The organism is Serratia sp. CY29653, assembly GCF_052169255.1.
GTDB classification, from domain to species: Bacteria; Pseudomonadota; Gammaproteobacteria; order Enterobacterales; family Enterobacteriaceae; genus Serratia; species Serratia sarumanii.
Map to the genome: position 1 here is coordinate 270,901 of NZ_JBJNLC010000004.1, position 9,173 is coordinate 280,073.

14 protein-coding genes are annotated in these 9,173 nt (G+C 61.4%); 7 read left to right on the plus strand and 7 right to left on the minus strand.

Annotated features, from left to right (window positions below; genetic code table 11):
• The first annotated feature begins 29 nt into the window (after window positions 1-29).
• Entirely contained in the window at window positions 30-956 is a 927-nt protein-coding gene (locus tag ACJ8HN_RS19515) for a LysR substrate-binding domain-containing protein (protein ID WP_442523836.1), read from the plus strand.
• Here ACJ8HN_RS19515 and ACJ8HN_RS19520 read toward each other — a convergent pair.
• Window positions 951-1,466, minus strand: a complete 516-nt coding sequence (locus ACJ8HN_RS19520) for a DUF1543 domain-containing protein (protein ID WP_033649790.1) — start codon at window positions 1,464-1,466, stop codon at window positions 951-953. The two genes, ACJ8HN_RS19515 and ACJ8HN_RS19520, sit on opposite strands and share 6 nt — an antisense overlap.
• A 120-nt stretch (window positions 1,467-1,586) precedes the next feature.
• On the opposite strand from ACJ8HN_RS19520, the gene ACJ8HN_RS19525 reads away from it, so the two are divergent.
• Complete coding sequence (locus ACJ8HN_RS19525; RefSeq protein WP_025303973.1) at window positions 1,587-1,769, plus strand: YodC family protein; 183 nt, start codon at window positions 1,587-1,589, stop codon at window positions 1,767-1,769.
• Window positions 1,770-1,801: 32 nt separating this feature from the next.
• On the opposite strand, the gene ACJ8HN_RS19530 is transcribed toward ACJ8HN_RS19525, so the two are convergent.
• Together ACJ8HN_RS19530 and ACJ8HN_RS19535 are read right to left on the minus strand one after the other, a co-directional pair.
• Window positions 1,802-2,080 carry a GNAT family N-acetyltransferase gene (locus ACJ8HN_RS19530; RefSeq protein WP_025303974.1) on the minus strand — a complete coding sequence of 93 codons (279 nt, stop codon included), beginning with the start codon at window positions 2,078-2,080 and terminating at the stop codon, window positions 1,802-1,804.
• 1 nt (window position 2,081) lies between these two features.
• Window positions 2,082-2,312 carry a (4Fe-4S)-binding protein gene (locus ACJ8HN_RS19535; RefSeq protein ID WP_025303975.1) on the minus strand — a complete coding sequence of 77 codons (231 nt, stop codon included), beginning with the start codon at window positions 2,310-2,312 and terminating at the stop codon, window positions 2,082-2,084.
• Between the two features lie 192 nt (window positions 2,313-2,504).
• Here ACJ8HN_RS19535 and ACJ8HN_RS19540 point away from each other — a divergent pair, with 192 nt between their 5' ends.
• Window positions 2,505-2,918 carry a DoxX family protein gene (locus ACJ8HN_RS19540; RefSeq protein WP_016929826.1) on the plus strand — a complete coding sequence of 138 codons (414 nt, stop codon included), beginning with the start codon at window positions 2,505-2,507 and terminating at the stop codon, window positions 2,916-2,918.
• Window positions 2,919-2,968: 50 nt separating this feature from the next.
• Here ACJ8HN_RS19540 and smrA read toward each other — a convergent pair whose 3' ends face one another.
• Window positions 2,969-3,541 carry a DNA endonuclease SmrA gene (smrA, locus tag ACJ8HN_RS19545; RefSeq protein ID WP_038872783.1) on the minus strand — a complete coding sequence of 191 codons (573 nt, stop codon included), beginning with the start codon at window positions 3,539-3,541 and terminating at the stop codon, window positions 2,969-2,971.
• Between the two features lie 184 nt (window positions 3,542-3,725).
• Between smrA and ACJ8HN_RS19550 the strand changes: the two genes are divergently transcribed.
• Window positions 3,726-4,061: an MbeD/MobD family mobilization/exclusion protein gene (locus ACJ8HN_RS19550; protein WP_004928976.1), complete on the plus strand. Its 336-nt coding sequence runs from the start codon at window positions 3,726-3,728 to the stop codon at window positions 4,059-4,061.
• A gap of 67 nt (window positions 4,062-4,128) precedes the next feature.
• Entirely contained in the window at window positions 4,129-4,575 is a 447-nt protein-coding gene (locus ACJ8HN_RS19555; RefSeq protein ID WP_025303978.1) for a DUF1198 family protein, read from the plus strand.
• Between the two features lie 26 nt (window positions 4,576-4,601).
• Here the strand turns inward: ACJ8HN_RS19555 and ACJ8HN_RS19560 are convergent, their stop codons facing one another.
• The 3 genes from ACJ8HN_RS19560 to ACJ8HN_RS19570 all read right to left on the minus strand — a co-directional run bounded on the left by ACJ8HN_RS19560 (window position 4,602) and on the right by ACJ8HN_RS19570 (window position 7,211).
• Window positions 4,602-4,940, minus strand: a complete 339-nt coding sequence (locus ACJ8HN_RS19560; protein WP_038872785.1) for a DUF2002 family protein — start codon at window positions 4,938-4,940, stop codon at window positions 4,602-4,604.
• A 102-nt stretch (window positions 4,941-5,042) separates the two neighbouring features.
• Complete coding sequence (locus ACJ8HN_RS19565; protein ID WP_442523837.1) at window positions 5,043-6,215, minus strand: MFS transporter; 1,173 nt, start codon at window positions 6,213-6,215, stop codon at window positions 5,043-5,045.
• Between the two features lie 90 nt (window positions 6,216-6,305).
• Window positions 6,306-7,211 (minus strand): LysR family transcriptional regulator, encoded by a 906-nt coding sequence (locus tag ACJ8HN_RS19570; RefSeq protein ID WP_049200821.1) that lies wholly within the window; start codon window positions 7,209-7,211, stop codon window positions 6,306-6,308.
• Window positions 7,212-7,316: 105 nt separating this feature from the next.
• On the opposite strand from ACJ8HN_RS19570, the gene ACJ8HN_RS19575 reads away from it, so the two are divergent.
• Both ACJ8HN_RS19575 and ACJ8HN_RS19580 read left to right on the plus strand, forming a co-directional pair.
• The gene (locus ACJ8HN_RS19575; protein WP_442523838.1) at window positions 7,317-8,699 is read left to right on the plus strand and encodes an MFS transporter; all 1,383 of its coding nucleotides are present in this window, start codon (window positions 7,317-7,319) and stop codon (window positions 8,697-8,699) included.
• Window positions 8,696-9,076, plus strand: a complete 381-nt coding sequence (locus ACJ8HN_RS19580) for a DUF4440 domain-containing protein (protein ID WP_442523839.1) — start codon at window positions 8,696-8,698, stop codon at window positions 9,074-9,076. Before ACJ8HN_RS19575 ends, ACJ8HN_RS19580 begins: the two co-directional genes overlap by 4 nt.
• The last annotated feature ends 97 nt before the right edge of the window (window positions 9,077-9,173 follow it).

Genomic DNA, 9,173 nt, shown 5'->3' on the forward strand with positions numbered 1-9,173 from the left:
TGTATGAACTGCATTTTCATCAACAGGTAATGAATATCATGCATTTGGATTTGAAGCGCCTCGATCTCAACCTGCTGCTGGTGTTCGAAGCGGTGTATCGGCTGCGATCGGTGACGCGCGCCGCAGCGGAGCTGGCTCTCAGCGCATCGGCGCTGAGCCACGCGCTGATCCGGCTGCGCAAGGCGCTGGCGGACGAGCTGTTTTACCGGGTCGGCAACGACATGCACCCGACCGTGTATGCCGACAGCCTGGCCCCGACCGTCAGCGAAAGTCTGGCGCTGCTGGCCAAAGGGCTGCATCCGCGCCCGCGCTTCGTTCCCGCCGAAAGCCGGGAGAGCTTCACCTTCGCCATTACCGATTACACCGCCTTCGCGGTATTTCCCGCGCTGATGGCGCAGATGCAGCGCCTGGCGCCGGGGCTGTCGTTCCAGCTGCGCTATTCCGAGCGCAAAGTGGCGCTGAACGATCTGCTGGCGGGGCGCATCGACTTCGCGCTGGGCTTTACCGAAACCGACGGCGAAAGCTACCCGGAGATCGACGAAGTGAGCTGGCTGGAGGATGAGTATGTGGCGATTTGTTCACCCGCCTTCAGCGTCAAATACGGCGAACTGACGCTGGAAAACTACCTGCGGGCGCGCCATCTGGTGGTGACGCCGTGGAACGAACAGCGCGGCGTCATTGACTATCAGCTCGATAAGCTGGGGCTGCAGCGCGATATCGCCATCCGCACGCCTTCGCTGCTGGGAGCGCCGTTCATCGTCGCCGACAGCGAACTGGTGATGAGCATCCCGCGCTACGCCGCGCAAAAATTGCGGCAGGCGGCGGCGCTGGCTATCCATCCCCTGCCGTTTCCGGTGCCGCCGTATCAGATCAAAATCTACCTGCACCGCAAAAACGGCCGGCCGGAGGCCTGCCGCTGGTTGCGGCAACAGCTGCAGGCGCTGGCGGCGCTATAACGCGGGTTCGCCGATCGGCAGATACCCCTGCCACAGCGGCCGGGCCGGTTTGCCGTGCGGGTTGGCCCGCAGATGCACGTGGTAGCCCTGCAGCGCCTGCAGCAGCAGGCAGTCGTCCACCTCAGCCAGGTCATCCTTGTGCTGCTGCGCGCTGTCCGTCAACAGCACCCGTTTGGCTTTGTCCTTCGCCTCGTCGGCAGAGCGCGCCACAAACAGGCCGAACTGGTGCAATTCCGCCAGCTCATCGCTGCGGTAGCCGCCCACGTTGACGAAAAACAGCTTCTCTTCACCGGCGAACGGCGCAGGCTCCAGGCTCACGTCGTAACCGTCCGCCCAGTCGATGCGCGCATAGCCGTCGACATGCACCTTGCGCTTATCGCCGAACCACTTTTCACGCAGCAGCGGATACGCCTCTTCCGGCCGATCCGCCGCCGCGAACTGCACGTCGTGCAGCTCAATATTGGCGCCCGGCGCCGTACCGCCCACATAAAACATCAATAATCCCGGCATGTTAGTCTGCTCTCCTTGGTGATAATCGCTATATAAAATAATACATAGCGAAACATCTGCCAACGGCGGCGCCATTCTGTGTTATCAATAGGTGAGGTTTAATCTGTTGTGGAGGAACGCATGGCATTCAATATCGGTGATTTTGTTCAACGCACCACCGGCGGCCCAAAGATGACCGTGGTGGCGATCGACGGCGAAACCCTGGTTTGCAGCTGGAATGAACTGGGCAAAGAGCAGCGCACGGAGGTGCAGGCCAGCGACGTGGCGCTGTACCACGAAGACGGCGATTTCGGCGTCTGCTGAACGCTCGGGGCGCGCCGCGCCCCGTTATCGCGTCAGGCGCGAATGTCCTGATAGGCCGGCGTGGTATCGAACTCGTGTTTGGCGAACGGGCACAGCGGAATGATTTTACGCTGCTCCGCGCGCATTTTCTCCACCACCAGCGCCACCAGCTTTTTACCGACGCCCTGCCCCTTCAATGACTCATCCACCCAGGTGTGATCGATAATGGTCAGCTTGTCGCCGCTCGGCACGAAAGAGATCTCGGCGATCAGCTTGCCTTGTTCATCATTGATATAAAAACGCTTCTCGTCTGCCAGTATTTTATGATCCATATTATTTCTCCCTATATTTCAGTGCGCCGCTGGGGCAGGTGTCGATAACGCGTTTCACCTCGGCCGGCTCGGCATTGTCCGGCATAATCCACGGGCGGCGGTTAAGGGTAAAAATAGCCGCGTTGCCACGCACACAGTTGGCGGAATGGCGGCATATCGCGCTGTTAAAATAAACGTCAATCTTGTCGCCGGAATAACGGCGGTAACCGGCGGCGGTCAATTCCTCGTCCATTTTGGCCTCACATTGCCTGTTTTATTGTTTTTGCTCCAGGCTCAAGTATAGGCAATGCCGCCGGCTTCACCACGCGTCCCGCTCACCGAAAAAAGTGGCGCAACCGCCCGTCGCCGCTAGAAAAAAACGTAAATTGTTCTAATCTTTATTCAGTAAGACAACATCATTCCGACAGTGGCTAAGGAGTTCGAAATGGGTGATAGCTCAAAAGACGGCGTAATTCTGCTGTCCCGCATATTACTGATGGTTCTGTTTATCATTTTCGGCTGGATGAAACTGGTCAACTTCGGTGCGACCGTCACGGCGATGGAAGGCTACGGCACGCCGATGCCTTATTTGGCGGCGATCGTTGCCGTGGTGGTGGAGTTTATTTTCGGCATCGCGCTTATTCTCGGCCTGTTTACTCGCCCTATCGCGGTCATTTTCGCTCTGTATGTTTTGGGCACCGCGTTTATCGGCCATCCGTTCTGGAAAATGACCGGCATGGAAATGATGGGCAACGAAATCAACTTCTTTAAAAACATCAGCATCATTGGCGGCTTGCTGTTGCTGGCGGTAACCGGCGCCGGCCGTTATTCGCTGGACTATAAAATATTTAATAAATAATTCATCGATGGCCGGCGATATTCGCCGGCCATTTTATTTCGGCTATTCCTTCAACGGCTGCGCTTGGCGTGGCGCTCAAAGTTTTCCGCCTTGGCCTGCGCCGATTTACGCAGCGTGACATAGCAGGCGCCCTCGCCGCCGTCGCGCGGTAAGGCGCGGCAAAACGCCTGCACCTGTTCAAACTGCGCCAGCCATTTGGCGACGTAACTGCGCACGATATTCGGATGGCTTTCGTTCTGCCGCCCGCGGCCGTGCACGATCAGCAGCGAACGCAAATTTTGTGCCTCCGCCTGCACGATGAAGCGAAACAGCGCCTGCCGGCTGGCTTCGACCGACTGACGCAGCAGGTTCAGCGACGCCTGCGGCGGGTAACGGCCGTTGCGCAGCTTGTCCAGCACGCCCTGTTGAATGCCTTCCCCTTTGAACTCCAGCGGCTGTTCGCAGGGGATCACCTCGAGAAAGTCGGTGCTGAGGAAGTTTTCCTGCATCAGCCGCTGCGCTTCGCGCCGCGCGCTTTTGTCCACCGCCTCCTGCGGCTTGAGGTACAGCGTCTGCCGTCCGCTCGCCAGCGGCACCACGTCCGCCATCGCCTGTTCAAAAAAGTCTTTTTCCTGCTCGCTCATCTTCCACCTCTCTTGAACGGCAGCCTTTACGGCCGGGAATGGGGTCGATTGTAAGACGCCTTGCCACGGTTGCAAGCCGGGAATTGTCAGCGGCATTTGTCTCATTTGTCGTCAACGGGTGAGCTTGCGAACAGTTTTCGCTATACTGCTAAGCCATCATTGAGTGCCGCAAAGGATCGAGCCCATGACAATGCGCGAGCTGGAAATCCAGTTTCAAAATGCGATGAATGAGTTGCAGAGCAGCTTCGAACGGCAACACCGCGAATGGCAGCAGAGCTACCAGGCGCTGCAGCAACTGCTGGAAGAAGCCAAACAGCGCGAAGCCGCGCTGCGGGCGCAGAATGAACAACTGGCGCGCAAGCTGAGCACCGCCAGCTCGGTGCCGGAACAGCATGCGCTGGTGAAGCAGATCAAAATGCTCGGCGCCCATCTGGACGCGCTGGCCAAAGACGCGGCCACCTTCAATCACCACCTGCGCCAACAGAGCGCGGTCGGTAATTTCAGCGGCGAACAGCATTGATAGCGGGCGCTGTCGCACAGCGCCTCCCGCCCCTCTTCTGGCGTATTGAGAGTGTAATAAAGCCTAAATGACCTGGATCATCCTCGCCGCCCTGATCGTCGTATTCATTATCGGTTACCGCATCCTGACGTCCGACACCCGCAAAGCCATCGATTCGCTGGCCCATCTGCTGAGGGTCAAACCAATGCTGATCGAATCGATGATCCAGGAAATGGGCGGCCGCCAAAGCCAGACCTTTATCCGCATGCTGAACAACGGCTACACCGAAGAGATGCACCAGGCGGCTTATCTGCTGTTCATCTACCTGACGTTCATCAAACAGGCGGACGACGAACAGATTGCCCTGTGGCGCGACGTGCTGCTGCGCGCCGGGCTGTCGCCGGAGCTGCACGCCGAGCACACCGAAGCGGCGCTGTTTTACTTCGCCGAGCTGGATATCGATGCGTTTGAACTGGCGCAGTTCCGCCGCGCCTACAACGAGCGTTTCAACCGCGAAGCGTTGGCCCACGGCTGATCGCGTCCCCCAAGGCGGGGGACCGATTACAGGAACATGCTGAAGAGGTAGCGCGACAGCGCTTCGCGCGAGCTGAAGCCGTGTGCGATGCCGTAACGCAGGTTCGGGGCGTCGCCGCTTAAATCCAGGGGAAACTCCAGATACTGCTCGCTGGTGCGCACCGGGGAGGTTGGCGTGGCGAAATGCACGCTTCTCTCTTTCAACGCCGGGTGGATCACCAACGCGGTTCTGCCCATCCGCGCTTCGCGGTTCACATACACGTAGTGCGCACCCTTGCGGTAGCCATAGGCCTGATCGGTGACATAATCACGCTCAAAGCCGGTATTCTCCAACACTTTAGCCACTTCATCCGGCCGTAAATACATCGATTCCTCCTCTCATTCTGGACCGCTGAGCGACCTTACCGTAATCATTCACCGAAACAATGATTTTCTGGGGAGGAATCCGGGTTTCGGACTATTCCTGAATCAGCGCCGGCTGCGCTGCAGCAGGCGCAGAGTGAGCAACACACCGAGCGCCACCAGCAGCGCCGCCGCCAGATAGATCGACGGCACGCCCGCTTGCCCAATCAGCAGCCCGGCCAGCGGGCCGGTGATGCCCAGCGCCAGGTCGAGGAACGCCGAATAGGTGCCGAGCGCCGTGCCCTGATTCTGCGGCGGCACCTGTTTCACCGCCTCGACGCCCAGCGCCGGGAACACCAGCGAGAAACCGGCACCGGCCAGCAACGCGCCGGTTTGCACCATCCAGGGCTCACCGGCCTGCCAGATCAACAGCAGCCCGACGATCTCGACCAGAAACGACGCCAGCGTCACCTTCAGACCGCCGTGGCGGTTGATGACGTTGCTGAAGATCAGGCGGATGCCGACGAAGGCGCAGCTGAACAGCGTCAGCGAAAACGCCGCGCCGCTCCAACCTTTGTCGGCGTAGTAAAGGGTAATGAACGTGGCGATCACGCCGAAGCCGACGGTGCCCATCGCCAGCCCGAGACCATAGGCCCAAATGCGACCGAACACCGCGCGAAAGGCGATGCGTTGCCCGGCGGCGATCGAGACGTCCGGCTTGCCGCTCGCCAACAGCAGCGCCACCGCGACCGCCAGCACGATCAGCGCCGCCACCCCGGCCAATCCCCACTGCTGATTCAGGTACACGCCGAGCGGCGCCCCGGCCGCCATCGCCCCGTAGGTGGCAACGCCGTTCCAGGAAATCACCCGCGCCGTGTGCATCGCTCCGACCCGGCCGATGCCCCACAGCGTGGAACCGGTGCTGGCGAAGCTTTCGCCGACGCCGAGAAACACCCTCCCCACGCACAGCAACAGCAGGCTGAGCCACGGGTAATCGTCAACGCCGAACGCCAGCGCGTAAAACAGGCCGCTGGCACCGCAGCACGCCAGGCCAAACAGCACCACCTTCTTCGGCCCCAGCTGATCGGCATAGCGCCCGGCGTGCGGGCGGCTGAACAGCGTGGCGAAGTACTGCGCGCTGATGATAAGGCCCGCCAGCACCGAGTTGTAGCCCAGATGCTCATGCACAAATCCCGGCAGCACCGCCAGCGGCAGGCCGATGGTCAGGTAGCAGACGAAGGTGAACATCACCACGGACAGAATGCGTCGGTTCAGTTGGAGGTTATTTTCTGCGGTCATCGAAGGTGGCTCGCATCGGACGGGGTAGACAGAGATTGCCAGCATACCCCGATGGGATCTGATGATAAATGAGAGAGTTATAACGAATTATTATTTCGCTAACGATTTTGCCGCCACCCGCGCGCGCAGAAAATCGATAAACGCCCGCACCTTTTCCGGCACGTGACGGGTGTTCGGGTAGAGCGCATAGATGCTCTGCTCGGGGAAACGGTGATCCGGCAGCAACCGTTGCAGCCGGCCGGCGTCGATTTCGGGCTGCGCCAGCCACGCCGGCAGCAGCGCCACCCCGGCGCCATGCAGGGCGAACGCCAGCAATGCCGCGGCGCTGTCGCCGGTGAGCGTGGCAGCGTCCGCGACCTTGAACAGCACCGCTTCGCGCTGCGGCGTGGCCACCTGCCAGCTGAGCGGTGAACTGAGCCGGCTGTGGGCGATCCACTGCGCCTGCGCCAGATCCGTCAGCGAATGAATCGGTCGGTCGGCCAGGTAACCCGGCGACGCCACCGGAAAAATGGCGAAGCTGTCGATCAGCGCCGCGCGGTGGCTGGAATCCGCCAGCTGGCCCAGGCGGATCGCCACGTCGAAGCGCTCCGAGATCAGATCGGCATGATAAGAAGAAGAGACATGCTGGATGCGCAGCCGCGGATGCTGCCGCGAAAATGCCGCCAGCGCCGGCACCACCACCTGCGCGCCGTACTCCGGCGTGCTGGTGATGCGCAGCACGCCGCTCAGGCCGTGATGATCGCGACGCACGTCGTCCAGCACGTTTTCCGCCTCCTGCAGCAGCTGCAGGCTGCGCTGGTAGAAGCGTTCGCCGGCGTCGGTCAGCGACAGCCGCCGGGTGCTGCGTGCCAGCAGTGACACCCCCAGCTCATTCTCCAGCTGTTTGACGTTAAAACTCACCACCGCCTTGGTTTGCCCCAGCGCCGCCGCCGCCGCGGTAAAGCTGCCCGCTTCCACCACCGCCGCGAAGATCGCCAGGCGCTGCAAATTCAGCATTTCGCCGCCCTTATTGTCAAAATAATTTTGACAGTGTAATCGCCCGCCGCCGATTTATCCGCACTTTTCCCCCCGATACACTGCTCGCCTTCAACCGGAGGCACCATGTCTTATCGCAGCAAAGTGGCAATCGTCTATCTGCTCGGCTTTTTCGTCGATCTGATCAATATGTTTATCGCCAACGTCGCCTACCCCGCCATCGGCCAGGCGATGCGGGCGTCGGTCAGCCAACTGGCGTGGGTCAGCAACGGCTATATTCTCGGCCTGACGCTGGTGATCCCGCTCAGCGCCTGGCTGGCGCAGCGCATCGGTGGGCGGCGGGTGTTCCTGCTGTCGCTGGCGCTGTTCATGCTGGCCACCTTCGGCGCCGGCAACGCCGACAGCATCGGCGCGCTGATCGGCTGGCGCACCCTGCAGGGCATGGGCGGCGGCTTGCTGATCCCCATCGGCCAAACGCTGACCTATCAGCTGTACCGCAGCCATGAACGCGCCGGGCTGTCGGCGGCCATCATGTTGGTTGGGTTGCTGGCGCCGGCGCTGTCACCGGCGCTGGGCGGCTGGCTCGTCGATCGGCTGGACTGGCGCTGGGTGTTTTTCGCCAACCTGCCGCTGGCGGCCCTGGCCCTGGCGCTGGCGGCGCGGTGGCTGCGCGCGGAAACGTCGGCGACGGCGCGCAAACCGCTCGACGGCAAAGGGTTGCTGAGCGCCTGCGCGGCGCTGACGCTGCTGCTGCTCGGCCTGACCCGGCTGAGCGAGGCCGGCCATCAGGTTTCCGGTGCGGCGCTGTTGGCCGCCGGCCTGCTGGTGCTGGCGTACTATCTGCGCCATAGCCTGCGCACCCCGCAACCGTTGCTGAACCTGCGGCTGGTCGGCGATCCGCTGCTGCGCAACGCCATGGCGGTTTATTTGTTCATTCCCGGCCTGTTCATCGGCGTCAGCCTGGTGGCGATGCTGTATCTGCAAAACCAGCTGGGGATGCCCGCCGCACAGGTCGGCGGCCTGATGCTGCCCTGGGCGCTGGCGTCGTTCCTGGCCATCACGCTGACCGGCAAGACCTTTAACCGCCTCGGCCCGCGGCCGCTGCTGATCGCCGGCTGCCTGTTGCAAGGCGCCGGCATGCTGACGCTGGCGCAGATCGACCAGGCCGGGCAACACGCGTTGCAGATCGCCGCCTTCGCCCTGATGGGATTTGGCGGCAGCCTGTGCAGCAGCACCGCGCAGAGCAGCGCGTTCCTGCAGATCCCCGACGCTCAGCTGGCGGACGCCAGCGCGCTGTGGAACATCAATCGCCAGCTCAGTTTTTGCCTCGGCGTGGCGCTGCTCAGCCTGCTGCTGAATCTGCTGCTAACCGTGTTGCCGCCCGCGGCGGCCTACCGAACCTGCTTCATTCTGGCGGGCGCCAGCGTATTTATCCCGCTGTTGCTGTGCCTGCGCCTCGCCAACCGCGCCATCGTGCGCCAACTCAACGCTCAACAGGATGCTTTATGAACCCGTATTTTACCGAAGTGATCGACGCCCACATCGCCATTGAACGCTGGTTGGGCAAAGGGGCTGGAGAAGAGCAGGCGCTGCTGGCGCGCTTTACGCCGGATTTCAGCATGATCGCGCTGAGCGGCGCTCCGCTGGATTTCACCGCGCTGTGCGCCTTTTTCCGCGCGCATCGCGCCGCCAAACCGGGATTGGAAATCGTGATAGAAGAGATGAAGCTGGTGGCCAAATGGCCGACGGGCGCGGTAGTCAGCTACCGGGAAAAGCAGAGCCTGCCGGGGCAAAGCGCCACGCTGCGCTATTCCACGGTGGTCTTTGAACGTCAGCCCAACGCGCTCGGCTGGCGGCATTTGCACGAAACCGCCGCGGCGCAATAATTACAGAAAGCTGCCGGCCAAAAACAGTTCCCAACCGACGATCGCTCCGCACAGGGTTACCGCGCTGAAAATGACTTCAAACAGATAGCGATTGATC

Bases quoted from the DNA above. Each gene is read 5' to 3' on its own strand.
- ACJ8HN_RS19565 (WP_442523837.1), bottom strand. From the start codon at position 6,215: ATGACCGCAGAAAATAACCTCCAACTGAACCGACGCATTCTGTCCGTG.
- ACJ8HN_RS19540 (WP_016929826.1), top strand. From the start codon at position 2,505: ATGGGTGATAGCTCAAAAGACGGCGTAATTCTGCTGTCCCGCATATTA.
- ACJ8HN_RS19525 (WP_025303973.1), top strand. From the start codon at position 1,587: ATGGCATTCAATATCGGTGATTTTGTTCAACGCACCACCGGCGGCCCA.
- ACJ8HN_RS19515 (WP_442523836.1), top strand. From the start codon at position 30: ATGAATATCATGCATTTGGATTTGAAGCGCCTCGATCTCAACCTGCTG.
- ACJ8HN_RS19555 (WP_025303978.1), top strand. From the start codon at position 4,129: ATGACCTGGATCATCCTCGCCGCCCTGATCGTCGTATTCATTATCGGT.
- ACJ8HN_RS19535 (WP_025303975.1), bottom strand. From the start codon at position 2,312: ATGGACGAGGAATTGACCGCCGCCGGTTACCGCCGTTATTCCGGCGAC.
- ACJ8HN_RS19570 (WP_049200821.1), bottom strand. From the start codon at position 7,211: ATGCTGAATTTGCAGCGCCTGGCGATCTTCGCGGCGGTGGTGGAAGCG.
- ACJ8HN_RS19575 (WP_442523838.1), top strand. From the start codon at position 7,317: ATGTCTTATCGCAGCAAAGTGGCAATCGTCTATCTGCTCGGCTTTTTC.
- ACJ8HN_RS19580 (WP_442523839.1), top strand. From the start codon at position 8,696: ATGAACCCGTATTTTACCGAAGTGATCGACGCCCACATCGCCATTGAA.
- ACJ8HN_RS19520 (WP_033649790.1), bottom strand. From the start codon at position 1,466: ATGCCGGGATTATTGATGTTTTATGTGGGCGGTACGGCGCCGGGCGCC.
- ACJ8HN_RS19530 (WP_025303974.1), bottom strand. From the start codon at position 2,080: ATGGATCATAAAATACTGGCAGACGAGAAGCGTTTTTATATCAATGAT.
- smrA (WP_038872783.1), bottom strand. From the start codon at position 3,541: ATGAGCGAGCAGGAAAAAGACTTTTTTGAACAGGCGATGGCGGACGTG.
- ACJ8HN_RS19550 (WP_004928976.1), top strand. From the start codon at position 3,726: ATGACAATGCGCGAGCTGGAAATCCAGTTTCAAAATGCGATGAATGAG.
- ACJ8HN_RS19560 (WP_038872785.1), bottom strand. From the start codon at position 4,940: ATGTATTTACGGCCGGATGAAGTGGCTAAAGTGTTGGAGAATACCGGC.